Genomic DNA, 23,760 nt, shown 5'->3' with positions numbered 1-23,760 from the left:
TGACGCACTCAGATGCTAACGATCCCCGCCGGCCGTGAGTGCCACGGAGCCGACCACGGGCCCGTAGCTGCCGACGGACCGGGAGGGCAACGGGGAAGACCGGTGGGAGACGGGCCACGTACCCTGTTCTGCTGTGCCGAAAGCCAACACAGACAGCCATCCCCAGCAGCAGGCCCACGGGCCCACCCGAGGGGCTCCTCCGGCGGTGCTGGGGGAAGCCCAGCGCAGAGCCGTGAGCGAGCTGCTGCGGGTGTCCCCCGTCGCCGATGACCTGGCCCGCCGCTTCAAGGACGCCGGGTTCACTCTGGCTCTGGTCGGTGGTTCCGTGCGCGACGCGCTGCTGGGCAGGCTCGGCAACGACCTGGACTTCACCACCGATGCCCGGCCGCAGGACATCCTGGCCCTGGTCCGGCCGTGGGCGGACGCGGTGTGGGAGGTGGGCATCGCCTTCGGCACGGTGGGCTGCCGCAAGGACGACTACCAGATCGAGGTCACGACGTACCGGTCGGAGTCGTACGACCGGACCTCGCGCAAGCCCGAGGTCTCCTACGGCGACTCGATCGAGGAGGACCTCGTCCGCCGGGACTTCACCGTCAACGCGATGGCGGTCGTGCTGCCCGAGAAGACCTTCGTCGACCCGCACCGAGGTCTGGAGGACCTGGCACGCCGGGTGCTGCGTACACCCGGCACCCCCGAGGATTCCTTCTCCGACGACCCGCTGCGGATGATGAGGGCCGCCCGCTTCGCCGCCCAGCTCGGTTTCGAGGTGGAGGACGGGGTCGTCGCCGCGATGACGGCGATGTCCGAGCGGATCGGGATCGTCTCGGCCGAGAGGGTGCGGGACGAGCTGAACAAACTGATCCTCGCCGACCAACCCCGTCATGGCCTGGAGCTGCTGGTGAAGACGGGGCTGGCCGACCGGGTCCTGCCCGAGCTGCCCGCGCTGCGCCTGGAGCGGGATGAGCACCACCGGCACAAGGATGTCTATGAGCACACCCTGACCGTGCTGGAGCAGGCCATCGACCTGGAGGAGGACGGCCCGGACCTCACCCTGCGGCTGGCGGCCCTGCTGCATGACATCGGCAAGCCGAAGACGCGCCGGTTCGAGAAGGACGGGCGCGTCTCCTTCCACCACCATGAGGTGGTGGGGGCGAAGATGACCAAGTCCCGGATGACCAAGCTCAAGTACCCGGGCGAGATGGTGAAGGACGTCTCCCGCCTGGTCGAGCTGCATCTGCGCTTCCACGGCTACGGCACCGGGGAATGGACCGACTCGGCGGTACGGCGCTACGTCCGCGATGCCGGCCCGCTGCTGGAGCGACTGCACAAGCTGACGCGGTCGGACTGCACTACGCGCAACAAGCGCAAGGCCAACGCTCTGTCGCGTGCGTACGACGGCCTGGAGGGGCGCATCGCGCGGCTGAAGGAGCAGGAGGAGCTGGACTCCATCCGCCCGGATCTCAACGGCAACGAGATCATGGGGATCCTCGGGCTGCGTCCCGGTCCAGAGGTGGGTGAGGCATACCGGCACCTGCTGGAGCTGCGGCTGGAGCACGGCCCGATGGGGCGTGAGGCCGCGGCCGAGGCCCTCAGGCAGTGGTGGGCCGGTCGGGACTGACCGTATCGCTGTTTCCCCCGGGGTGGCCGTTGCGGCGTTTCACGTGAAACATCGCAACGGCCACCACTGCGTACAGCACCGTCACCGTCATCACCAGCGCCGGTGAACGGCCGTCCGGGGGAAGCATCAGGGCGGCCACACCGGCGGCGCCGACGAAGGCGACGTTGAAGAGCATGTCGTACAGGGAGAAGACCCTCCCCCGGTAGACGTCGTCCACGGACGACTGCACGACCGTGTCCGTGGTGATCTTGGCGCCCTGAGTGGCCAGCCCCACCACGAAGGCGGCGCCCAGTACGGGCGCGGGCTGGAAGGGCAGCGCCAGTGCGGGCACCAGTACAGCCGCTCCCGCGGCACACAACGCGATCCAGCCGAACCGGCCGACGCGCTGTACGGTCCAGGGGGTGATGACGGCGGCGGCGAAGAAGCCCAGTCCGGAGACGCCGATGGCCAGTCCCAGGAGTGCCATTCCGCCCAGTGTGCCTCCCTCGCCGCCGCCGTCCCAGGCGTACCGGCTCAGCATCAGCACCATCACCGTCAGCGCGCCGTAGCAGAAGCGCAGCACCGCCATCGAGGCGAGTGACTGGGCGGCCCTGCGCCGCTCCCCCAGATGGCGCAGCCCGGCGACCAGTCCGCGCGCGACACCGGCCAGCGCGGTGCTCAGCCGGACCTGGGTGATCGTGTCCGGCCCGAGTTTTCCGCGGCCGATCCGGAGCGATGACAGGGCGCCCAGCAGATAGAGGCCGGCTCCGAGAACCACGATCATGGCGTCCGCGCCCGCGCCGTCCGGGGCGGGGATCCGTACGAGGAAGGCGAGCCCGCCTCCCGCGGTGGCCGCCAGGGTGCCCGCGGTGGGAGACAGGGAGTTCGCCATCACCAGCCGTTCGCCGTCCACCACATGCGGCAGCGCGGCCGAGAGACCGGCGAGAACGAAGCGGTTGACGGCGGTGACCGAGAGCGCGGCGAGGTAGAACAGCCACAGTGGTGCCGAGGTCAGCACCAGTGCCGCGGTGGCGGTCGCCAGCACGGCGCGCAGCAGGTTGCCGAACAGCAGCACCTGCCGCCGCTGCCACCGGTCGAGCAGTACCCCGGCGAAGGGGCCGAGCAGCGAGTACGGCAGCAGCAGGACAGCCATCGCGGAGGCGATGGCGGCGGGAGAGGTCTGCTGCTCGGGGGAGAAGACCACATAGGCGGCGAGCGCGACCTGGAAGACTCCGTCGGCCGACTGGGACAGCAGTCGCACCGCCAGCAGCCGTCGGAAGCCGGAGAAGCGCAGGAGCACGCGCAGATCACGCACAACAGCCATGCGGTCAGCCTCACACACCCACTCGGTAGGGAGGCGCAGCGCCCCCGGGCGCGATCGATCCCGGCGGTGTTTCACGTGAAACACCGCCGGGATCGATCGCGCATCACTCTCCGACGGTACGGGGCTCCCAGTGCACCGTCTGACCCCGGGGAGCGGGAGGAACCGGGTGCCGTTGCTGTGGAGGGCCGAGGACGAAGACATCGGGCGCGTGGTCGAGGACACCTCCGGAGGGATCGTCGGAGCCGTCTCGGCGGACCACATCGCGTTCCGGTAGAAGGATGTCCCGCACCACCACGGCGCACAGATACAGCGTGCCCAACAGGTGGAGCACGATCGCGAACTGGTAGCCCTCGGTGGGCAGCCCATGGCGGTCGTCACCGCTGCCCGTGTAGGCCAGATAGAACCAGATGCCGAGGTAGTACATCACCTCGCACGCCTGCCAGATCAGGAAGTCGCGCCAGCGCGGCCGGGCCAGGGCGGCCAGCGGGATCAGCCACAGCACGTACTGCGGTGAGTAGACCTTGTTGGTCACGATGAACAGGGCGACCACGAGGAAGGCGAGCTGCGCGAAGCGCGGACGGCGCGGTGCGAGCAGGGTGAGCAGGGCGATCGCCGCGCAGCCCAGCAGCACCAGCAGCGTGGCATAGGTGTTGGCGTGCTCCAGCGGGTTGCCGGTGCGCTGCGAGATGATCAGCCAGAACGATCCGAAGTCGATGTTCCGTTCCTGGCTGAAGGCGTAGAACTTTCCCCAGCCCTCCGGGGCGAGCAGCATGACGGGCAGGTTCACAGCCAGCCAGGAGGCCACGGCTCCGCCCAGTGCCGCGCCGAACGCCCTCCAGCGCCCCGCACGCCAGCAGAGCAACAGCAGCGGCCCCAGCAGCAGGAACGGATAGAACTTGGCGGCGGTCGCCAGCCCCAGCAGCACCCCGGAGGCGAACGGGCGGCTGCGCGCCCACATCAGCATCGAGGCGGCGGTGAGGGCCACTGCCAGCAGGTCCCAGTTGATCGTCGCGGTGAGCGCGAGGGCCGGGGCGAGTGCGACCAGCAGCGCGTCCCACGGGCGCCGCCGGTGGGTACGGGCGGCGCACACCACCAGGACGGCGGCGCACACCATCAGCATCCCGGCGTTGACCATCCAGTAGATCTGCTGCCGCTGCATCATCTCGCCGCCCTGCGGCGTGAACCAGGACGCCACCTCCATGAACACCCCGGTCAGCACCGGGTACTCCAGGTACTCCATCCCCCCGGAGATCTCCTGGGGGATGCGGTCGAAGTACGGCGTGAGACCGGCGGCGAAGCCGCGACCGGTGTAGAGGTGCGGGATGTCGGAGTAGCAGGCGTGCACATACTGGCTGGTCGCCCCGCGGAACCAGCCGCTCTCGTAGCAGGGCAGCTTCTGCACCATGCCGAGCGCGAACATCCCCAGCATCACCAGCAGCACGACCCGTACCGGTGACCACCAGGACCCTCCGGTCAGCGCGCGCCTGCCGATCGGCCCGCCGATCAGCTCGCTGCCCGCGGCGGAGACCTCGTCCTGGACGGTGGGCCGTACCGGTGCCTGCTGCTCCTGGTGCGCGCTCGTCATGGGCCACATCCTGCCGTATGGCGGATCCGGGCACGCGGTACGCGAGGCGGTGGCCCGCCGGTCTCGGCCGCCTCGGCGGGGCGGGCCCAAAGAAGCCGGAAGCGGCGCCGTTTCCGGCGCCGCTTCCCGTGTCTTTCTCAGCGTTCCCCGCCGGAGTCCCGGTAGGGGGCGGTCACTGCTCCGAGAACTTCCTCAGGTGCCGTCCTGGCCCCAGATCCCGCCGCCGTTGCCGCCGTTTCCGCCGTTGCCGTTCCCGCCGGTGTCGGTTCCGCCGGTGTCGGTCCCGCCGGTGTCGGTTCCGCCGGTGTCGGTCCCGCCGGTGTCCGTGCCCCCGGTGTCCGTGCCCCCGGTGTCGGTTCCGCCGGTGTCCGTGCCCCCGGTGTCGTCACAGAACCAGTCGTTGGGACGGCAGGTGCTCGACGGAGGCCCGGACGGCGTCTCCTGGGACGGGGACGGCTCCGTGCTGGGCTCGGGCTCCTCGCTCTCCGACGGCGACGGCTCGGGCTCCTCGCTCTCCGACGGCGACGGCGACGGCGACGGGGCACCGACCTGGTCGATCTTCTTGCCGATCGGGCCGGGCTCGGGGAAGTCCTTCGCCGACGCCCCCTTGAGGGCGCTCTTCATGTACGCCGTCCACACCTCGGTGGGCAGTCGGCCACCGTGGATGGACGGGAAGCCACCCGTACCGTTCATCGACAGCAGGGTGCGCTTCTCCGGGTCCGTGCGGAACAGCGTGACCGCGGTGGACAACTGCGGGGTGTACCCCACCCACCAGGCGGACTTGTTCTTGTCGGTCGTACCGGTCTTGCCCGCCGCGGGACGGCCCAGCCCCTGTGCCCTGGTGCCCGTGCCGTGCTGCTTCTCGATGACGCCGCGCAGCACGTCGGTGATGTTGTCGGCGATGTCGGAGTCCATCGCCGTCTCCTTCTGGGGCTTCTCGAAGCCGGGCTTCTCCTCGCCGTTGTGCTCGACCTTCTTCACCGTGTAGGTGGCGACATGGGTCCCCGAGGCGGCGAAGGTCGCATAGGAGTTGGCCATCTCGATGGCGCCCGGGGTGGAGGTGCCCAGCGCGAAGGACGGGTTGAGGTTCGGGTCGAAGCTGTCCTTCTCGATGCCCGCGTTCGCAGCCATGTCCCGCACTTTGCCCATGCCCACGTCCATGCCGAGCTGGACGAACGGGGTGTTGGCGGAGACCTCCATGGCCCGGCGCAGGGTGATGTAGCCGTGGCTCTTGTCACCGTCGTTCACCTGGTAGAAGGGGTTGCCCTCCTTGTCCAGGTAGTCGGTGCCGTCCTGCTGCTTGACCTTCAGCTTGTTGTCGCCGTTGTACTCGCTGCTCGGTGCGATGCCCACGCCGTCGCTCTTGTAGGTGCCGTGCTCCATGGCCGCGGCCAGCACGAACGGCTTCCATGTCGAACCCACCGGGACGCCCAGGGTGTCCGCGTTGTTGGTGAAGTGGCCCTTGTCGAAGCCCGGACCGCCGTAGATGGCGACGACCTTGCCCGTACCCGGCTCGACGGAGGCGGCGCCGAACTGGACGAACTTGTCGGTGTCAGGGCTTTTCTCGGGATCGATGTACTGCTTGGTGACCTTGTTGACCGCCTTCTCCATCGCGGCGGTCTTCTTCTTGTCGAAGGTCGTGTAGATCTGGTAGCCGCCCTGGTCGAACTGCTGCTTGTTGATGCCCAGAGTCTTTTTGACCTCGGCCTCGGCGAGGGCGGCCAGATAGCCGGTCTGCCCGTTGAGTCCGGCCTGCGCCTTGCGTGGAGCGATCTTGGGGAACTCGTGCTCGTCCCGCTCGCTCTGGCTCATCAGCTTGAGCTCGACCTGCCGGTCCATCACCCATTTCCAGCGCTTCACGGCGCGCTCGCGGTTCTCCTCGGCGGAGGAGTTGGGCCCCACGCCGCCGGCCGGGTCGTACAGATCGGCGCCCTTGAGGACGGTGGTGAGCAGCGCGCTCTCGGCGGGTGTGAGTTCCTCGGCCTTCTTCTCGAAGTAGGCCTGTGAGGCGGCCTGGAGACCGTATGCGCCGCGCCCGTAGTAGCTGGTGTTGAGGTAGCCCTGGAGGATCTCCTGCTTCTCCATCTGGGTGTTGACCTTGATGGAGATGAACAGTTCCCGAGCCTTGCGGACGAGGGTCTGGTCCTGGCTCAGGTAGGTGTTCTTGACGTACTGCTGGGTGATGGTCGAGCCGCCCTGGGTGTCACCGCCCGTGGCCATGTTGACCACCGCCCGGCCGATGCCGATCGGGTCGATGCCCTTGTCCTCCCAGAAGGTGGCGTTCTCGGCGGCGACCGCCGCCTGCTGCATCGACTTGGGGATGTCCTCTATCTTCATGTTCTGCCGGTTGGTCTTGCCGGCCCTGGCCATGACCGTGCCGTCGTCCCAGTAGTAGACGTTGTTCTGCTGGAGGGCCAGGGCGTTCTTCTCGTTCGGCACCTCCACCATGGCCAGCGCCAGCCCGCCGAGGCCGATCAGCATCCCCGTGAAGGTCAGGGCCAGGCCGGTGACCAGCTTCCAGGACGGCATCCAGCGCTGCCAGCCGTGCTTGCCTGACCTGGGATAGTCGATGAAGCGCTTCTTCTCGGGCTCGTAGCGCCCCCGCCCCCGGCCGACGACCGTGACGTCTCCGGCGGTGTCGGCCGCCCGGCGTCTGCCGCCGCCGGCCCCGGCGCGCTGTGCCGCGCGCCGCGCCTCGGCCCGGCCGCCGTGGGGGCGGTCCGAGGGCATGCCGTGGGAGGCGGTGGAGCCATACGGCTGCGCGGCACGCCGACCGCCTGACGGCGGCTGTGCGGCGCGCCGGCCACGCGACTGCGGTGGCTTACGACGGTGCTCGCTCATGTGGAACAGCTACTCCTCGGGCAGGCGCTCGCGCCTGAAGGCGGCAGTGTACTTCAGTCCCCCGAAGTGCGGCCCGCCCACGTTCCCAGAACTGGCCGCACTGCACCCGGGACGAGGACGCGTCCGACGCCTCGTTGGTTCCCGGTGGCCTTCTGCACAGCGGACAGACTACGCAGGTCCAAAAAGCCCATCTCCGGCATTCAGGAGAAAGTGGGGCTACCGAGTTGTAGTGAAGGAGCGATGTGAAACCGCTCACTCTCCTCTGCGCTCATCCCCCCTTGTCGCGCCTCCGGAGGCGTTCTATCGTCTTCACTATCGTTCCGATGTATCGACTCGATACATCGGTGAGAGACAATGGCGCAGGGCGACGCGACGCGAGCCCGAGGCGGCCGCCCGTGGACGGGGCGGCCGGCGGACACCGGTGGAAGGAGTGACGGCGATGGGCAGACGCTCGGGAATCCTGGAGTTCGCCGTCCTCGGACTGCTCCGCGAGTCACCCATGCACGGTTACGAGCTGCGCAAACGGCTCAACACCTCGCTGGGAGTCTTCCGGGCCTTCAGCTACGGCTCCCTCTATCCCTGCCTGAAGACGCTGGTCCAGCGCGGGTGGTTGGCCGAGGAGCCCGGCGACGAGCCCGAGGACTCTCTCGCGGCGCCGCTCGCCGGACGCCGGGCCAAGATCGTCTACCGGCTCACGGCCGAGGGGAAGGAGCGCTTCGAGGAGCTCCTCTCCCAGACCGGGCCGGACACCTGGGAGGACGAGGGGTTCGGCGTCCGCTTCGCCTTCTTCGGCCAGACCTCGCGCGATGTGCGGATGCGGGTGCTGGAAGGCCGCCGCAGCCGCCTGGAGGAGCGCCTCGCCAAGATGCGCACCGCCCTGGCCCGCACCCGGGAGCGGCTGGACGACTACACCCTCGAACTGCAGCGACACGGCATGGAGTCCGTGGAGCGCGAGGTCCGCTGGCTCAACGAACTCATCGAGAGCGAGCGGGCGGGGCGTGATCAGCACCGGGGGCAGACCCCGCCCGATCCGTCCGATGACACCGTGTGAAGGTCCGCACCGAGCGGGCCGGCACCAACACCACCGTCGGAAACGACACGGAACAAACACAGGGAGCAACCGCCAATGGGTTCGGTTCGCGTAGCCATCGTCGGCGTGGGCAACTGCGCCGCCTCGCTGGTGCAGGGCGTCGAGTACTACAAGGACGCCGACCCGAAGAGCCGCGTGCCGGGTCTGATGCACGTGCAGTTCGGCGAGTACCACATCTCGGACATCGAATTCGTGGCCGCGTTCGACGTGGACGCCAAGAAGGTGGGCCTGGACCTCGCCGACGCCATCGGCGCCAGTGAGAACAACACCATCAAGATCTGCGACGTGCCCGCCGCCGGCGTGACCGTCCAGCGCGGCCACACCCTCGACGGTCTGGGCAAGTACTACCGCCAGACCATCGAGGAGTCGGCCGAGGAGCCGGTCGACATCGTGAAGGTCCTCAAGGACCGCGAGGTCGACGTCCTGGTCTGCTACCTCCCGGTGGGCTCCGAGGACGCCGCGAAGTACTACGCGCAGTGCGCCATCGATGCCAAGGTCGCCTTCGTCAACGCCCTGCCGGTCTTCATCGCCGGCACCGAGGAGTGGGCGAACAAGTTCGCCGAGGCCGGTGTCCCGATCGTCGGCGACGACATCAAGTCCCAGGTGGGCGCGACCATCACGCACCGCGTGCTGGCCAAGCTCTTCGAGGACCGCGGCGTCATCCTCGACCGCACGATGCAGCTCAACGTCGGCGGCAACATGGACTTCAAGAACATGCTCGAGCGCGAGCGCCTGGAGTCCAAGAAGATCTCCAAGACCCAGGCCGTCACCTCCCAGATCCCCGACCGGGACATGGGCGAGGACAACGTCCACATCGGCCCGTCGGACTACGTGGCCTGGCTGGACGACCGCAAGTGGGCCTACGTCCGCCTGGAGGGCCGCGCGTTCGGCGACGTCCCGCTGAACCTGGAGTACAAGCTGGAGGTCTGGGACTCCCCGAACTCCGCGGGTGTCATCATCGACGCCCTGCGCGCCGCGAAGATCGCCAAGGACCGCGGTGTCGGCGGCCCGATCCTCTCGGCCTCCTCCTACTTCATGAAGTCCCCGCCGGTCCAGTACTTCGACGACCAGGCCCGGGAGAACGTGGAGAAGTTCATCAACGGCGAGGTGGAGCGCTAGGAACCACCTGGGTGTCACCCGGGGAGCACCACGGAAACACCGCGCCGGACGCCGGTGGCGCATCCGGCGGCGCACCATGGCGAGGGGCCCGGCCCGGAGCGATGCTCCGGACGCTGTTGGTTAATTCGGGCCCTGTTGCTTCGCCCCGTCGACGTGGTCGGCGGGGCGGAGTGCTGCGAAGTGGCGGGTGCGGGTGCGGGCCCGGGGTGTTTCGGTGAGGTGGGCGTCGAGGCGGGCGAGGTTGATGGCGGCGCCGGTGAGCTGGTGCTGAAGGCTGGTCTTCGTCAGGCCCCGGTAGCGGGATCTGCGCAGGCCACAGCGCCCGACGCCCTGGGAGATGGTGCCTTCGACGCCGGCGCGGATCTTGTAGCGGGCTTTCCACTCGTCGGTCTGCCGGAGAGCGCGGGTGCGTTGAAGGGCCTGGTGCTCGTCGTGCTGCCGCGGAGTGGGTTCCCTGCGTTCGGCCTTGGGTGAGCTGACGCAGTCGCGCAGTGCGGGGCAGTGGCGGCAGTCGGCCGGGGAGAATCTGACCCGGATCACGGGAAGCTGCTGCCGAGAGCTCGCAGAGCCCACTGGGTGCTGGTGGCTCCGTTCGGGCAGGTGACGTGCTGCTGGTCCCCGTCGAGGGTGAAGGCGCCCTGGCCGTAGCCGCTGCCGTTCTTCGCCTGGGCGACGGTGACCGCCCGGAGCGGTCCGTGCCGCTCGATGCCGTGCTCGCGGCGGGCGGCCGCGATCTGGGCGGCGGTGGCATATCCGGTGCCGACCCAGTGTTCGCCAGGCCGACAGTCCCGTTCGGCCAGGCCGTTGTGGATCTTCTCGCTCATCACGCTGTCGGGGACGGTGGCGACGGCCGTGGCCACGTTCGTGATCAAATGTGGGGTGTCCGGCTCACAGGTCTCGGTCAGATGGGTCTTGTGTCCGTTCCAGAGGATGTCGCGTTTCTTGCTGCCCCTGGCTTCTGGGTCACAGGGCGTGACCAGGCGTTTTACGCCCGGCGGTCGGTCTTGGGGGTCCCGTCGCCTCGCCTCGCCCCCGACCGGGTGGAAGTGCTGGGCCCACATCTGCCGCAGGATCTTCACCTGCTCCAGACCTGCTCCAGCTCCCGGAGCGCGGCCGGTGCCTGAGGTGCGAGGACGGCCCCGAGCAGCCGCATCCCGTCCGTCCCGATCCGTCGGCCGGCCTCCTTCCGTCCGATGTGGGCCCCGGGGAACCGGGAGTCCTCGGCCCGGGTGGCGTAATGCCGGAACCAGTCCGGTGCGGCGATCTCCGCCAGCCGGTCGGGGGCGGCCTGCGCGAGCGCGTTCAGCGCCGAACGAAGCGTCTCCGCGGCCGTCTCCAGCCAGCACAGTTCCCGAACCGCGGACTGCACATGCGTGGAATCGGTCCGGGCCCGGCCTGACGTCTTCAGCGGGCCTTTGTCACGGGCCGCGGCCAGGATGCCGTCCAGCACCCTCCGCCCGGCGTCCGCTTCGACGAGGCGGTCCCGGAACTCTGCCAGCACCGAGAAGTCGAAGCCGGGATCGGCCAGTTCCGGCGCGAGGGCGTATTTGAAGCCGATCCTCGCCCGCACCGCCTCGGCGGCCTGCCGGTCGGTGAGCCCCTCGACGAACTGCAACACCAGCGCCGGCGCCGGCGCCAGTCGGCCCGGTGACCAAGCAGGCTTCCCCCGCGCCGGGAAGAGGTCGGCGAACTCCTCGTCAGTGAACGGCGGACCCGGCCCGTCCCGGACCCGGGTCGCCCGGCTCCCCTTCGGGAACGCGGCCCGCGTCACCCGCACCGTCTCCGCCGGGATCCCCCCGGCCCCTTCGGCTGCATGGACGGCGACACCCACCCCATACGACAACGTCGGCTCCCAGGACCACAACCGGGTCTTGGGAGCCGACGTCACGCACGGGCCCGAAATAACCAGCAGCGTCCGCTGGATGCGTCCCGGGCCCCTCGTCGTCGTACGGCGCTGCGTACGGCCGGCGGTCGGCGCCCGCCGCCACGCGCGGCCGCTCAGTCGTCGACCAGCCGGTCGTACTGCGTCGTCGTGTGCCGCAGGATCGCCAACAGCTCGTCGCCCACCTTCGGCTCCGCGGCCTCCTCCGACACGAACAGGATCGACACCTGCATGTGCGGCGGCTCGGCGAACCAGCGCTGCTTGCCGTCCCACACGAAGGGCGAGAGGTTGCGGTTCACCGTCGCCAGCCCGGCCCGCGCCACGCCCTTGGCCCGCGAGCTCATCCCGTGCATGGCCTTCGGCGCCTCCAGGCCCACTCCGTGCGAGGTGCCGCCGGCCACCACCACCAGCCAGCCGTCGCCCGGCGCCTTCTGCTGGCGGTAGCCGAAGCGGTCGCCCCTGACCACCTTTGTGACGTCCAGCACCGAGCCCCGGTACCGGGTCGCCTCGTGGTCGCCCAGCCACAGCCGCGTGCCGATCCGCGCCCGGAAGCGGGTCTGCGGGAACTGCTGCTGGAGCAGTGCGAACTCCTCCGGCTTCAGATGGCTGACGAACACCGTCTCCAGCGGCAGGCGGGCCGCCCGCAGCCGGTCCATCCAGCCGATGACCTCGTCCACCGCGTCCGTGCCGTCGGTGCGGTCCAGCGGCAGATGGATCGCGAAGCCCTCCAGCCGCACGTCCTCGATCGAGGCGCGCAGCTTGCCCAGGTCTTCTTCCACCACCCCGTGCCGCTTCATCGAGCTCATCACCTCGATGACGACACGGGCCCCGACCAGCGCGTTCACCCCGTCGACCGAGGAGACCGTGCGGATCGCCCGGTCCGGCAGCGGCACCGGCTCCTCACCGCGGCGGAACGGGGTGAGCACCAGCAGGTCCCCGCTGAACCAGTCCTTCATCCGGGCGGCCTCGTACGTCGTGCCCACGGCGATGACGTCCGAGCCGAAGCGGGCCACCTCCTCGGCCAGCCGTTCGTGGCCGAAGCCGTATCCGTTGCCCTTGCAGACCGGGACCAGCCCCGGGAACTGCTTCAGCACCGTCTGCTGGTGCGCCCGCCAGCGTTCGGTGTCGACGTAGAGGGAGAGCGCCATGGCCGTACGGAACCTTTCTCATCGGTCCCGGCGTGCGCCGGCGGGCCGTCTTCCGTCCCGCCGACTCTCGCCGGACGTGCGTGGAGCAGGGCGTCAGCGGCGCGACATGTAGATGTCGAGCGCCTTGTGCAGCAGCTTATTGAGCGGAAAGTCCCACTCGCCGAGATACTCGGCGGCCTGGCCGCCGGTGCCCACCTTGAACTGGATCAGACCGAAGAGGTGGTCGGAGTCGTCCAGGGAGTCGCTGATGCCGCGCAGGTCGTACACGCTCGCCCCGAGCGCGTACGCGTCCTGCAGCATCCGCCACTGCATGGCGTTGGAGGGGCGCACCTCGCGCTTGTGGTTGGCCGAGGCGCCGTAGGAGTACCACACGTGCCCGCCCACGATCAGCATGGTGGCCGCGGCCACCGGTTCGCCCTCGTGGCTGGCGAAGTACAGCCGCATCCGGTTGGGGTCCTCGGAGTTCAGCGCCGTCCACATCCGCTGGAAGTACCCCAGGGGGCGCGGCCGGAAGCGGTCGCGCTCGGCCGTCACCTCGTACAGCTCCTGCCATACCGGCAGATCGTCGTAGCCGCCCTGCACGACCTCGACACCGGCCTTCTCGGCCTTCTTGATGTTGCGCCGCCACAACTGGTTGAAGCCCTTGTGCACCTCGTCCAGCGAGCGGTTCTCCAGCGGCACCTGGAAGACGTAGCGCGGCTGGACGTCGCCGAAGCCGGCGCCGCCGTCCTCGCCCTGCTGCCAGCCCATCCGCCGCAGCCGGTCGGCCACCTCGAAGGCGCGCGGCTCGATGTGGGTGGCCTCGACGTCGCGCAGTCGCTTCACGTCCGGGTTCTGGATGCCGGCCTTGATCGCGGGGGCGTCCCAGCGCCGGATCACCACGGGCGGGCCCATTTTCACCGAGAACGCGCCCTTGGCCTTCAGATGCGCCAGCATCGGACGCAGCCACTCCTCCAGGTTCGGCGCGAACCAGTTGATCACCGGTCCCTCGGGCAGGTAGGCCAGATAGCGTTTGACCTTCGGCAACTGGCGGTACAGCACCAGGCCCGCCCCGACGAGCTCGCCGCTCGCGTCGAACCAGCCCAGGTTCTCCGAGCCCCACTCGGCCTTCACGTCCGCCCAGGCGGGGACCTGCATGTGGCTGGCCGATGGCAGGCTGCGGATATACGCCAGGTGCTGCTCGCGACTGATCGTCCTCAGGGTCAGGCTCATTACGGGGCGCTCCTCCGGCGTACTTCGCAGGGTCTGGCCGGAAGCCTACTGCGCAGGCACGTGCCCCGGACGTGCCAGTACGGGGCTGTGGCGAGCCGCGGCCGGCCGCCCGGCGGGCCCCGCCGGGCGGCCGGCCGGGAGGTCAGCCGAACAGCCCGCCGTTCGACATCCCCAGGTAGAAGCCGACCGCCGCCGCTCCCATGCTGACGACCAGCGCGAACCGCTCGCCGGTGGTCGCGGAGACCATCTGTCCCCAGCCCCCGGACACGATCCCCAGCAGCCCGGCCCAGGACGCGATCAGGCTGAGACCGGGGAAGAAGCCGGTGACGAACGCGACCACGCCGAGCACCGCGGTCACGGCGACGAGCCGGTTCTCGGCCGGGTGCCGCCGGCCGTCGGTGTTGAGGAGGAAGGAGACCGGGCTCCTCCGTACCGCCTGTGCCATGGGGAACCTCCTGCGGGATCGTCCGGACCGCCGGACCCCCGGACCGCCGTGGCCCTTCCGGCCGCCCGGCCGCCCGTTCCTTCGGACAGGGCGGATGAGCCGCGCCCGCCGGATTCGCGAGGGTGCGACGGGTGACGCGTATCACGTCCCCTGTGTCCAGATTGCGGGGAGCGGGCACCGGATTTCAACCCGAGTGGCGGTGCGGGTAGTCTGTACCGTCTGCGCGGTGTCTGCTCCGGCGGCGACCGGATCCGGGAACGGACCGGGGACTTTCCGGGGGAACGGCCCGGGACTGTCAGTGCCGGCCGATACCGTTGCTCACGCATCACGACCCTCCTGCCACGGAACGACCGTGGCCGCCGAGTCCAGAGGAGGTGGGTTCCACATGCGTCACTACGAGGTGATGGTCATCCTCGACCCCGATCTCGAGGAGCGCGCTGTCTCCCCGCTGATCGAGAGTTTCCTTTCCGTCGTCCGCGAGGGCCAGGGGAAGGTCGAGAAGGTCGACACCTGGGGCCGTCGTCGTCTCTCGTACGAGATCAAGAAGAAGCCCGAGGGCATCTACTCGGTCATCGACCTGCGGGCCGAGCCCGCGGTCGTCAAGGAGCTCGACCGTCAGATGAACCTGAACGAGTCGGTTCTGCGGACCAAGGTCCTCCGCCCCGAGACCCACTGAGCGCCCCCGCTCAGCGGATCCCGGGCAACCGGTAGCGCCTCCGGTACTCCGGAAGCACCGGCACCACAGCATCACCAGCAGCCAGCAGCACCCCGCCGAGAGGTTCACCCATGGCAGGCGAGACCGTCATCACGGTCGTCGGCAATCTGGTCGACGACCCCGAGCTGCGCTTCACCCCCTCCGGTGCGGCGGTCGCGAAGTTCCGCGTCGCGTCCACTCCCCGCACCTTCGACCGCCAGACCAACGAGTGGAAGGACGGCGAGAGCCTGTTCCTGACCTGCTCGGTGTGGCGGCAGGCGGCGGAGAACGTCGCCGAGTCCCTCACCCGGGGCACCCGCGTCATCGTGCAGGGCCGGCTCAAGCAGCGCTCGTACGAGGACCGCGAGGGCATCAAGCGCACGGTCTACGAGCTGGACGTCGACGAGGTCGGCGCCAGCCTGCGCAACGCCACGGCCAAGGTCACCAAGACCACCGGCCGCGGTGGCGGCCAGCAGGGCGGTGGCGGCGGCTGGGGCGGCGGCCCCGGTGGCGGCCAGCAGGGCGGCGGCGCACCCGCGGGCGACCCGTGGGCGACCGGCGCTCCGGCCGGCGGCCAGCAGGGCGGCGGCGGTGGCGGCTGGGGCGGTGGTTCCGGCGGTTCCGGCGGTTCCGGCGGCGGCTACTCGGACGAGCCCCCCTTCTGAGGAATCCCCAGGGGTTCCGGGAGGGGCTGCGCTCACAGGCACAGACTTCTTGAACCAAACGGAGAGAGACAATGGCGAAGCCGCCTGCTCGCAAGCCGAAGAAGAAGGTTTGCGTGTTCTGCAAGGAAAAGATCAAGTACGTCGACTACAAGGACACGAACCTGCTGCGGAAGTTCATCTCCGACCGCGGCAAGATCCGTGCCCGTCGTGTCACCGGCAACTGCACCCAGCACCAGCGTGACGTCGCCACGGCCGTGAAGAACAGCCGTGAGATGGCGCTGCTGCCCTACACCTCGACCGCTCGATAAGGGAAGGATGACCGACTCATGAAGATCATCCTGACCAACGAGGTCTCGGGTCTCGGCAACGCCGGCGACATCATCGAGGTGAAGGACGGGTACGCCCGCAACTACCTGCTCCCCCGCGGATTCGCCATCCGCTGGACCAAGGGCGGGGAGAAGGACGTCGAGCAGATCCGCCGCGCCCGCAAGATCCGCGAGATCGCCACGATCGAGCAGGCCAACGAGATCAAGGGCCGGCTCGAGGGCGTCACCGTGCGCCTGAAGGTCCGCGCCGGCGACCAGGGCCGTCTGTTCGGCTCCGTCACCCCGGCCGACGTCGCCTCGGCGGTGAAGGCCGCGGGCGGACCGGACGTCGACAAGCGCCGTATCGAGCTGGACACCCCGATCAAGACCCTGGGCTCGCACCGGGTCTCGGTGCGTCTGCACCCCGAGGTCGTCGCCAAGATCGGCGTCGAGGTCGGCGCCGCCTGACGGTAACCCGCCGCATGCAGCCGGCACGCTGTCGGTGAACGCCGGTGAACGCCGGTGAACGCCGGTGAACGCCGGTGAACAGGGCCGCGGTCCCCGTGAGGGGGCCGCGGCCCTGCGCCGTGTCCGGCCGCGCCGTACCCGACGGAGCCGAACCGCTTTGCCCCGCCCGGCGTCCCGTTCAGGCGCGCACCGCCCCGGTGACGACCCAGCGGCCCGAGCGGGCCCGCAGCCACAGGGTGACCAGCCGCATTCCCATCATCAGTCCGGCGACCGCCCACCACAGCGCGGTCAGCCCCCCGCCCAGGACCGGGACCACCAGCGCCGCCGGGGCGAACACCACCAGTGTCGCCAGTGCCGCCCACGCCAGATACTGCCCGTCGCCCGCGCCCATCAGCACCCCGTCCAGCACGAAGACCACCCCCGCGACCGGCGAGGTCACCGCCACCACCAGCAGCGCGGATGTCAGCCGGTCGTGTACGGCGGTGTCCGGGGTGAACAGCGGCAGCAGCAGCGGACGCGCCGCGACCACCAGCACCCCCAGCACCACCCCGGAGGCGATCCCCCACCGCACCATCCGCCGGCACGCGGCCCGCGCCCCCGCCGCGTCCCCCGCGCCCAGACAACGGCCGATGATCGCCTGCCCGGCGATGGCGATGGCGTCCAGCGCGAAGGCCAGCAGCGACCAGATGGTCAGCGTGATCTGGTGCGCGGCCACCTCGACGTCCCCCAGCCGCGCCGCGACGGCGGTCGCCAGCACCAGTACGGCGCGCAGCGACAGGGTGCGGACCAGCAGCGGCGCCCCGGCACGGCCGCTGGCCCGGATCCCGGCGGCGTCCGGCCGCAGCGAGGCGCCGTGGCGCCGGGCACCCCTGACCACCACCACCAGGTAGACGGCGGCCATCGCGCCCTGCGCGATCACCGTGCCCCAGGCCGAGCCGGCGATGCCCAGCCCGGCGCCGTGGACCAGGGCGAGGTTGAGCACGATGTTGGCGGAGAAGCCGCCGACGGCCACGTACAGCGGGGTCCGGGTGTCCTGCAGTCCGCGCAGCACACCGGTGGCGGCCAGGACCACGAGCATGGCCGGGATGCCCAGCGCGCTGATCCGCAGATACGTCACCGCGTGCGGCGCCGCCGTCGCGGACGTTCCGAACAGGTCGACGAGCGCGGGCGCGGTGGGCAGCACGGTGGCCACCACCGCCGCGCCGAGCAGCAGCGCCAGCCAGATCCCGTCCATGCCCTGCCGGATGGCGGCGGGCAGGTCGCCGGCCCCGACGCGGCGCGCGACGGCGGCGGTGGTGGCGTAGGCGAGGAAGACGAAGACGTTCACCCCGGTCGTCAGCAGGGTGGCCGCGACACCGAGCCCGGCGAGCTGAGGAGTGCCCAGATGGCCCACGATCGCGCTGTCGGCCATGACGAACAGGGGCTCCGCGACGAGCGCGCCGAAGGCGGGGAGCGCCAGCGCGATGATCTCGCGGTCGTGGCGGCGTGCCGCGGTGCGCCCGGCGGTCGGGGGAGCGTGCGTCATGATCCGATCCAAACATCCACAAGTAATAGTTGCAATAGATGTGTGACCATTACCGTTCCTCATCTGGGGTGAGAACCTCTGCGCCGTTTGTCGCGATCTTGACGCGAGTCGCGAAGTTTTTCTCCTGCACAGCCGGTGGATGGGGAAACAGCAGGTCAAGCCCTGTGGAGAAGTCGGTCGGCCGACTTCTCCACAGGTCTGTCCCCCGCCCCGTGCACAGGAATCGACGAGTTCTCCACAAGATGCGGTCGTTCATCCACACACCCTGTGGATAACTGGATTGGCCGGAGGCCCCCGTAGCCCTACCGTTGTCCGGCGCCCGTCTGCTGTTCCCCTCCTCTTCGTCCGGTCCACGGCCCTGCCGTGACCGGAGCCGTGACCGGAGAGCGGGCGAGCCACTGTCAGAGCCGTGCCGTAGGAAAGACAGGCGCGGGTCGCAAGGAACGGGAGGGAGGTGGCGGGGTGACGCAGTCCGAGCACGTCGACAGCCCGGCACCCGGATACGCCACCGGGGCCCCCGGGCCGGGAGGGCCCGGCCCGGGCGACCATCTCCCCGTCTCCCGCCGCAGCCGCGACGCGGCTTCCGACGGCGAGCGCCACGACCGCGGCGCCGACACCTGGCCCTCGGGCCCGATGAGCGGCTTCGATCGCGTCCCCCCGCAGGACCTCGACGCCGAGAAGTCCGTCCTCGGCGGCATGCTGCTGTCCAAGGACGCCATCGCGGACGTGGTGGAGACCCTCCAGGGCCAGGACTTCTACCGCCCGGCACACGAGACGATCTACCAGGCCGTCCTCGACCTCTACGCCAAGGGCGAGCCGGCCGACCCCATCACCGTCGCCGCCGAGCTGACCAGACGCGGCGAGATCGCCAAGGTCGGCGGCCCCGGCTATCTGCACTCCCTGGTCCAGGCCGTCCCCACCGCGGCCAACGCCCAGTACTACGCGGAGATCGTCCACGAACGCGCCGTCCTGCGCCGCCTGGTCGAGGCGGGCACCCGCATCACGCAGATGGGGTACGCGGCCGACGGCGACGTGGACGAGATCGTGAACTCGGCCCAGGCCGAGATCTACGCCGTCACCGAGCAGCGCACCTCGGAGGACTACCTCCCGCTCGCCGACATCATGGAGGGCGCGCTCGACGAGATCGAGGCGATCGGCTCGCGCAGCGGCCAGATGTCGGGCGTGCCGACGGGCTTCACCGACCTGGACTCGCTGACCAACGGCCTCCACCCGGGCCAGATGATCGTCATCGCGGCCAGACCGGCGATGGGCAAGTCGACCCTGGCCCTGGACTTCGCCCGGGCCTGCTCGATCAGGAACAACCTGCCCAGTGTGATCTTCTCGCTGGAGATGGGCCGCAACGAGATCGCGATGCGGCTGCTGTCCGCCGAGGCGCGGGTGGCGCTGCACCACATGCGGTCGGGCAGCATGACGGATGAGGACTGGAACCGGCTGGCGCGCCAGATGCCCGAGGTCACGGGCGCACCGCTGTACATCGACGACTCACCGAACCTGACGATGATGGAGATCCGCGCCAAGTGCCGCCGCCTGAAGCAGCGGAACGACCTGCGGCTGGTCGTCATCGACTACCTCCAGCTGATGCAGTCGGGCGGCTCACGCCGTCCCGAGAGCCGTCAGCAGGAGGTCTCGGAGATGTCCCGGAACCTCAAGCTGCTGGCCAAGGAGCTGGAGGTGCCGGTGATCGCGCTCTCCCAGCTCAACCGCGGCCCCGAGCAGCGCACCGACAAGAAACCGATGGTCTCGGACCTCCGTGAATCGGGCTCGATCGAGCAGGACGCGGACATGGTCGTCCTGCTCCACCGCGAGGACGCCTACGAGAAGGAGTCGCCGCGGGCGGGTGAGGCGGACCTGATCGTGGCCAAGCACCGCAACGGCCCGACGGCGACGATCACCGTGGCCTTCCAGGGGCACTACTCGCGCTTCGTGGACATGGCCCAGACCTGACCGGACGCGGTACCGCCGGTGACGGGCCTGTGAGGCGCCCGCCCGCCGGGCAACGCACGGTGGGAGGCTGGAGAGGTGTACGGGGAGCGGGGATCGCGGCTGGTGGCCGGCGCCGTGGTGTGGCGCCGGGAGGCCCCTGCGCGGCCGCAGCGGGCGCGGGTGCTGCCGGACGGGTGCATGGACCTGATCTGGACGGTCGGCGGACTGCTGGTGGCCGGGCCGGACACCAGTGCCCAGCTGACCGACGACCTGCCGGGGACCGGCTATGTGGGGCTGCGCTTCCCGCCCGGCACCGGGCCGCGCGTCCTGGGCGTACCGGCGCACGAGCTGCGTGACGCACGGGTGCCGCTGGAGGCGGTCTGGCCGGAGCGCGAGGCGCGGGAGCTGGCCGAGCGGATGGCCGGGGTCCGGGACGGGGCGCCGGTGCTGGAGGAGGCGGCGGCGGTACGGCTGCGGCGGGTGCCGGGCGACCCGCTGACGGCGGCGGTGGCCGCCGGGCTGCGGGACGGCGGGAGTGTCGCCGAGTCGGCGCGCGTGGTGGGGCTGAGCGAGCGGCAGCTTCACCGCCGTTCGCTGGCGGCCTTCGGTTACGGGCCCAAGACCCTGGCCCGGGTGCTGCGGTTCCGGCGCGCTCTGCGCCTGGTCCGCGGCGGCGTGCCGCCGGCGTCGGCCGCGGCCGGTGCCGGATACGCGGACCAGGCGCATCTTTCGCGCGAGGTCAGGGCGTTGGCCGGGGTTCAGCTCTCGGTGCTGCTGTCGGAGGGCCGGCCGCCGGAGGACTGAAGGCCGGGCGCGCCGTCCGGCAGCGGGGCGAAGAGGGAGACCCCGTTGCCGTCGGGGTCGAGGACGACGGCGTACCGCTGGCCCCAGAAGGCGTCCCAGGGCGCCTTGTGCCCGGTGTGCCCGGCGCGTGTCAGTTCGGCGCACTGCCGGTCGACGTCGGCGGGGTCGTCGCAGGCGAATGCGAGTTCGACGCGACCGCCGCCGCTGGGCGGGGTCCAGCCGGGGTCGAAGGAGCGGATGGTCTCGACGGTGTCCCAGGCGATGCGCAGCCCGCCGGGCAGCGGGACCTCCACATGGGGCTGCCCTTCGGCGCCGGCGGGGATGCCGAGGCCGAGGCGGCGGTAGAACGCGAGCGAGGCGGCCATGTCGGAGGTGACCAGGCCGACGAGATCGATACGGGGTGCCATACGGCCATGCTGGGGCGGCGCCGGGCCGGAGGTCTTGAAGGAATCGGACGCGTTCGGCGGACGGGCCGGTGCGGACGGAAACGGGCCGGTGCCGCCGCGCCGGGCGGCATAGGGTGCCGTTCATGAGCGACCTCGACATACGCCCCGCGGCGGAGGGCGACCTGCGGGCCATCGTGGACATGCTCGCCGACGACCCGCTGGGCACCCGCCGAGAGTCGCCCGGTGACCTCGCCCCTTACCGCGAGGCCTTCGGGGAGATCGCCGCCGATCCCCACCAGCACCTGGTCGTCGCGGTCCGCGACGGCCGGGTCGTCGGCACGCTCCAGCTCACCGTCGTCCCCGGACTGTCGCGGCGCGGTGCGAGCCGTGCGCTCATCGAGGCCGTACGCGTCCACTCCGGCGAGCGCGGCGGGGGCCTGGGCACCCGGCTGATCGAGTGGTCGATCGAGGAGGCACGGCGCCTGGGCTGCGTTCTGGTCCAGCTCACCTCCGACGCCACCCGCACGGAAGCCCACCGCTTCTACGAGCGGTTGGGCTTCACGGCCTCGCACGTGGGATTCAAGCTGGCGCTCTGACCCGAACCGCCGCACGGGGCGGCGGCCGCCGCTAGCCTGCGCGAGGCCCGAAGCCGCAACTTCCGCTTGCGACTTCGGGCCTTCGCGCGTGGTCGTGCCGCACGTACCGGTCGTGACGGTCGTCGGCGCAGCACCTGGAGCACCCTCCCCGTGCTCCACACCCCTGCCGCGCGGGGCGGTGCGGTGGAAAACGCTGGCCCCGGCCGGTGTCGCCGGGGAGAGTGGGCGCATGATCGATTCCAGTGCAGACATGGACGGTGAGCTGCTGCCGGAGACCCGTCGCGCACTCCTCCACAGGCTGGCCGTGGCCCAGGCCGGGGGCCGGGTGCCGTCGGCGGTCGGGGCCGTGGTGCGCGACGGACGGACGGTGTGGACGGGGGTGCGGGGCGGTGCGGTCGGCCCGTCCGGCGCGGCGGGGGAGACGGAGGGCGTGCCGACCGCGGACACCCGGTACCGGATCGGTTCGATCACCAAGACCTTCGTCGCCGTGCTGGTGATGCGGTTGTGCGACGAGGGGCTGCTGGACCTGTCCGACTCGCTCGGTGAGCATCTGGAGGTGCCCGCCGGGGCCGGGGAGGAGGTGGCCTCGGCGACGGTCGCCCAGTTGCTGTCCCACTCCGCCGGGCTGGCCGCCGAGCCGCGCGGCCCCTGGTGGGAGCGGACGCCCGGCGGGCTGCGCCCCGGACCGGCCGACCTGTTCGGCGAGCGGCCCGTGCGGCATCCGGCCGGCCGGCGCCACCACTACTCCAACCTCGGTTACGCGCTGCTGGGCTCCCTGGTGGAACGGCTGCGCGGTGCGCCCTGGTACGACGTGCTGCGCGAGGAGGTGCTCGACCCGCTGGGCATGGACCGTACGACGCCGCTGCCGCGGGAGCCGTACGCCCGGGGGTGGGCCGTGCACCCGTGGGCGGACGCGGTGCTGCCCGAGCCGCTCGCGGACACCGGGCTGATGGCGCCGGCCGGGCAGTTGTGGTCCACGGCCGGGGACCTGTGCCGCTTCGCGGCGTTCCTGGCGGCGGGCGACGACCGGGTGCTGGGCGCGGAGGGCCTGGCGCGGATGCGGGTGCCGGCGGTGGCGCCGGCGGCGGAGTCCTGGGACCAGGCGTACGGGCTGGGGATGCAACTGGTGCGCTCCGGCGGGCGGTCGCTGGCCGGGCACACCGGTTCCATGCCGGGTTTCCTCGCGGCCGTGTGGACCGCGCCGGGGGAGCGGCTGGCGAGTGTGGCGCTGGTCAACGCGACCTCGGGGCTGCCGGTGGGCGGTCTGGCGGCCGATCTGCTGGGGATCGTCGCCGAGCGCGAGCCGTCCTTCCCCGAGCCGTGGCGTCCGCGCTCGCAGGCCGGTCCGGAGCTGCTGGCGCTGACGGGGCCGTGGTACTGGGGGCCGGCGGCGTTCGCGCTGCGGGTGTGCGAGGGGCGGGCGCTGGAACTGCTCCCGGTCGGCGGCGCCGGGCGGGCCTCGCGCTTCCGGCCGGAGGCGGACGGCACCTGGACCGGGCTGGACGGCTACTACGCGGGCGAGACGTTGCGGGCGGTACGCGGAGCGGCCGGGGAGGTGACCCATCTGGACCTGGGCACGTTCGTCTTCACCCGGACCCCGTACGATCCGGACGCGCCCGTTCCGGGCGGTGTGGACCCGCGGGGGTGGCACGCGGGGTGAACTCCGCGCCCCGGTCCGGGCGCCCGCCCGGACCGGGGCCGGCGCGTCAGCCGGGGGCGTCCGGTGCTCCGTGCGCCGTCACGGTGGTGGAGGTCGGCGGCGAGGCGGCGGACGGGCGGGAGCGGCGACGAGGGTGAGGGTGGGGGATGAGCGGGCGTCACGGGCGTCCAGCCCGGCGACGGCCACCGCTTCGCGCGTCTCCTTCCCGCCCGTACCGGCCGCGTACCCGTCGCCGTGCGCGCGGGGCATACCCCGGAACTGTCCGGGTACACGTTCTCGCCGCTTTTCCGGCCGCGTCCGGCCGGAATCCGCAAGCCGGCCGGAAAGGGAGCAGGGCGCTCTGGAAAAGTTCGGACAGATCGCTCTCCCCTGTTTTCCGCACTCCCGGCCGGAAAAGTGAAGATAACGTATGGGGAGTGTGCCGGACTCGGGGCTTCAGGCTGTCTGGAGAGAGGCGTTCGGCAGCACCT

20 protein-coding genes and 1 pseudogene are annotated in these 23,760 nt (G+C 70.8%); 11 read left to right on the top strand and 10 right to left on the bottom strand.

The features are described 5' to 3' along the window. Positions 1-133 precede the first annotated feature (133 nt). Positions 134-1,618 (top strand): CCA tRNA nucleotidyltransferase, encoded by a 1,485-nt coding sequence (locus ACGRHY_RS13125; RefSeq protein WP_394635527.1) that lies wholly within the window; start codon positions 134-136, stop codon positions 1,616-1,618. Here ACGRHY_RS13125 and ACGRHY_RS13120 read toward each other — a convergent pair. The 3 genes from ACGRHY_RS13120 to ACGRHY_RS13110 form a co-directional block, all read right to left on the bottom strand. Continuing rightward, a complete protein-coding gene (locus tag ACGRHY_RS13120; protein ID WP_394635526.1) occupies positions 1,590-2,921 on the bottom strand; it encodes an MFS transporter in 1,332 nt (443 codons plus the stop codon). The genes ACGRHY_RS13125 and ACGRHY_RS13120 overlap by 29 nt on opposite strands. Positions 2,922-3,024: 103 nt before the next feature. Next, a complete protein-coding gene (locus tag ACGRHY_RS13115; RefSeq protein ID WP_394635525.1) occupies positions 3,025-4,506 on the bottom strand; it encodes a glycosyltransferase family 87 protein in 1,482 nt (493 codons plus the stop codon). A 192-nt stretch (positions 4,507-4,698) separates the two neighbouring features. Then, positions 4,699-7,347 (bottom strand): transglycosylase domain-containing protein, encoded by a 2,649-nt coding sequence (locus ACGRHY_RS13110; RefSeq protein ID WP_394635524.1) that lies wholly within the window; start codon positions 7,345-7,347, stop codon positions 4,699-4,701. A gap of 439 nt (positions 7,348-7,786) precedes the next feature. On the opposite strand from ACGRHY_RS13110, the gene ACGRHY_RS13105 reads away from it, so the two are divergent. Then, positions 7,787-8,398, top strand: a complete 612-nt coding sequence (locus ACGRHY_RS13105; protein ID WP_394635523.1) for a PadR family transcriptional regulator — start codon at positions 7,787-7,789, stop codon at positions 8,396-8,398. A 75-nt stretch (positions 8,399-8,473) separates the two neighbouring features. Then, positions 8,474-9,556, top strand: coding sequence for an inositol-3-phosphate synthase (locus ACGRHY_RS13100; RefSeq protein ID WP_394635522.1), 1,083 nt, complete (start codon positions 8,474-8,476; stop codon positions 9,554-9,556). Between the two features lie 120 nt (positions 9,557-9,676). On the opposite strand, the pseudogene ACGRHY_RS13095 reads toward ACGRHY_RS13100, so the two are convergent. The 4 genes and pseudogenes from ACGRHY_RS13095 to ACGRHY_RS13080 all read right to left on the bottom strand — a co-directional run bounded on the left by ACGRHY_RS13095 (position 9,677) and on the right by ACGRHY_RS13080 (position 14,243). Continuing rightward, a pseudogene (locus ACGRHY_RS13095) lies at positions 9,677-11,392 on the bottom strand (transposase). A gap of 162 nt (positions 11,393-11,554) precedes the next feature. After that, positions 11,555-12,586 carry an alanine racemase gene (locus tag ACGRHY_RS13090; RefSeq protein ID WP_394635521.1) on the bottom strand — a complete coding sequence of 344 codons (1,032 nt, stop codon included), beginning with the start codon at positions 12,584-12,586 and terminating at the stop codon, positions 11,555-11,557. Between the two features lie 93 nt (positions 12,587-12,679). After that, positions 12,680-13,798 (bottom strand): lipid II:glycine glycyltransferase FemX, encoded by a 1,119-nt coding sequence (locus ACGRHY_RS13085; protein WP_394635520.1) that lies wholly within the window; start codon positions 13,796-13,798, stop codon positions 12,680-12,682. 142 nt (positions 13,799-13,940) lie between these two features. Continuing rightward, entirely contained in the window at positions 13,941-14,243 is a 303-nt protein-coding gene (locus ACGRHY_RS13080) for a hypothetical protein (protein WP_394635519.1), read from the bottom strand. A gap of 385 nt (positions 14,244-14,628) precedes the next feature. On the opposite strand from ACGRHY_RS13080, the gene rpsF reads away from it, so the two are divergent. The 4 genes from rpsF to rplI all read left to right on the top strand — a co-directional run bounded on the left by rpsF (position 14,629) and on the right by rplI (position 16,375). Further along, a complete protein-coding gene (gene rpsF, locus ACGRHY_RS13075; RefSeq protein ID WP_241717160.1) occupies positions 14,629-14,919 on the top strand; it encodes a 30S ribosomal protein S6 in 291 nt (96 codons plus the stop codon). A 110-nt stretch (positions 14,920-15,029) separates the two neighbouring features. After that, entirely contained in the window at positions 15,030-15,602 is a 573-nt protein-coding gene (locus ACGRHY_RS13070; protein WP_394635518.1) for a single-stranded DNA-binding protein, read from the top strand. Positions 15,603-15,673: 71 nt separating this feature from the next. After that, entirely contained in the window at positions 15,674-15,910 is a 237-nt protein-coding gene (gene rpsR, locus ACGRHY_RS13065; RefSeq protein WP_027765513.1) for a 30S ribosomal protein S18, read from the top strand. 18 nt (positions 15,911-15,928) lie between these two features. After that, positions 15,929-16,375 carry a 50S ribosomal protein L9 gene (gene rplI, locus ACGRHY_RS13060; protein WP_394635517.1) on the top strand — a complete coding sequence of 149 codons (447 nt, stop codon included), beginning with the start codon at positions 15,929-15,931 and terminating at the stop codon, positions 16,373-16,375. Positions 16,376-16,553: 178 nt separating this feature from the next. Here rplI and ACGRHY_RS13055 read toward each other — a convergent pair whose 3' ends face one another. Further along, a complete protein-coding gene (locus ACGRHY_RS13055) occupies positions 16,554-17,900 on the bottom strand; it encodes an MATE family efflux transporter (protein WP_394635516.1) in 1,347 nt (448 codons plus the stop codon). Positions 17,901-18,362: 462 nt separating this feature from the next. On the opposite strand from ACGRHY_RS13055, the gene dnaB reads away from it, so the two are divergent. Further along, a complete protein-coding gene (dnaB, locus tag ACGRHY_RS13050; RefSeq protein WP_394635515.1) occupies positions 18,363-19,865 on the top strand; it encodes a replicative DNA helicase in 1,503 nt (500 codons plus the stop codon). Between the two features lie 75 nt (positions 19,866-19,940). After that, on the top strand, positions 19,941-20,648 hold the full coding sequence (locus ACGRHY_RS13045; RefSeq protein WP_394635514.1) for a helix-turn-helix domain-containing protein: 708 nt from the start codon (positions 19,941-19,943) through the stop codon (positions 20,646-20,648). Here ACGRHY_RS13045 and ACGRHY_RS13040 read toward each other — a convergent pair. Next, positions 20,603-21,055, bottom strand: coding sequence for a VOC family protein (locus ACGRHY_RS13040; protein WP_394635513.1), 453 nt, complete (start codon positions 21,053-21,055; stop codon positions 20,603-20,605). The genes ACGRHY_RS13045 and ACGRHY_RS13040 overlap by 46 nt on opposite strands. 122 nt (positions 21,056-21,177) lie before the next feature. On the opposite strand from ACGRHY_RS13040, the gene ACGRHY_RS13035 reads away from it, so the two are divergent. Continuing rightward, complete coding sequence (locus ACGRHY_RS13035) at positions 21,178-21,630, top strand: GNAT family N-acetyltransferase (RefSeq protein ID WP_394635512.1); 453 nt, start codon at positions 21,178-21,180, stop codon at positions 21,628-21,630. A gap of 229 nt (positions 21,631-21,859) precedes the next feature. Next, positions 21,860-23,290 carry a serine hydrolase domain-containing protein gene (locus tag ACGRHY_RS13030; RefSeq protein WP_394635511.1) on the top strand — a complete coding sequence of 477 codons (1,431 nt, stop codon included), beginning with the start codon at positions 21,860-21,862 and terminating at the stop codon, positions 23,288-23,290. 78 nt (positions 23,291-23,368) lie between these two features. On the opposite strand, the gene ACGRHY_RS13025 is transcribed toward ACGRHY_RS13030, so the two are convergent. Then, positions 23,369-23,539 (bottom strand): hypothetical protein, encoded by a 171-nt coding sequence (locus ACGRHY_RS13025; RefSeq protein ID WP_394635510.1) that lies wholly within the window; start codon positions 23,537-23,539, stop codon positions 23,369-23,371. Positions 23,540-23,760: the final 221 nt, after the last annotated feature.

Origin of the sequence: Streptomyces shinuiensis (assembly GCF_043660855.1) — a bacterium.
Classification (GTDB): Bacteria; Actinomycetota; Actinomycetes; order Streptomycetales; family Streptomycetaceae; genus Streptomyces.
This window is presented reverse-complemented; position numbering and strand designations above follow the sequence as displayed.

Coding starts and splice junctions, on each gene's coding strand:
- ACGRHY_RS13120 (WP_394635526.1), bottom strand. CDS start 2,921: ATGGCTGTTGTGCGTGATCTGCGCGTGCTCCTGCGCTTCTCCGGCTTC.
- ACGRHY_RS13115 (WP_394635525.1), bottom strand. CDS start 4,506: ATGACGAGCGCGCACCAGGAGCAGCAGGCACCGGTACGGCCCACCGTC.
- ACGRHY_RS13110 (WP_394635524.1), bottom strand. CDS start 7,347: ATGAGCGAGCACCGTCGTAAGCCACCGCAGTCGCGTGGCCGGCGCGCC.
- ACGRHY_RS13105 (WP_394635523.1), top strand. CDS start 7,787: ATGGGCAGACGCTCGGGAATCCTGGAGTTCGCCGTCCTCGGACTGCTC.
- ACGRHY_RS13100 (WP_394635522.1), top strand. CDS start 8,474: ATGGGTTCGGTTCGCGTAGCCATCGTCGGCGTGGGCAACTGCGCCGCC.
- ACGRHY_RS13090 (WP_394635521.1), bottom strand. CDS start 12,586: ATGGCGCTCTCCCTCTACGTCGACACCGAACGCTGGCGGGCGCACCAG.
- ACGRHY_RS13085 (WP_394635520.1), bottom strand. CDS start 13,798: ATGAGCCTGACCCTGAGGACGATCAGTCGCGAGCAGCACCTGGCGTAT.
- ACGRHY_RS13080 (WP_394635519.1), bottom strand. CDS start 14,243: ATGGCACAGGCGGTACGGAGGAGCCCGGTCTCCTTCCTCCTCAACACC.
- rpsF (WP_241717160.1), top strand. CDS start 14,629: ATGCGTCACTACGAGGTGATGGTCATCCTCGACCCCGATCTCGAGGAG.
- ACGRHY_RS13070 (WP_394635518.1), top strand. CDS start 15,030: ATGGCAGGCGAGACCGTCATCACGGTCGTCGGCAATCTGGTCGACGAC.
- rpsR (WP_027765513.1), top strand. CDS start 15,674: ATGGCGAAGCCGCCTGCTCGCAAGCCGAAGAAGAAGGTTTGCGTGTTC.
- rplI (WP_394635517.1), top strand. CDS start 15,929: ATGAAGATCATCCTGACCAACGAGGTCTCGGGTCTCGGCAACGCCGGC.
- ACGRHY_RS13055 (WP_394635516.1), bottom strand. CDS start 17,900: ATGACGCACGCTCCCCCGACCGCCGGGCGCACCGCGGCACGCCGCCAC.
- ACGRHY_RS13040 (WP_394635513.1), bottom strand. CDS start 21,055: ATGGCACCCCGTATCGATCTCGTCGGCCTGGTCACCTCCGACATGGCC.
- ACGRHY_RS13035 (WP_394635512.1), top strand. CDS start 21,178: ATGAGCGACCTCGACATACGCCCCGCGGCGGAGGGCGACCTGCGGGCC.
- ACGRHY_RS13030 (WP_394635511.1), top strand. CDS start 21,860: ATGATCGATTCCAGTGCAGACATGGACGGTGAGCTGCTGCCGGAGACC.
- ACGRHY_RS13025 (WP_394635510.1), bottom strand. CDS start 23,539: ATGCCCCGCGCGCACGGCGACGGGTACGCGGCCGGTACGGGCGGGAAG.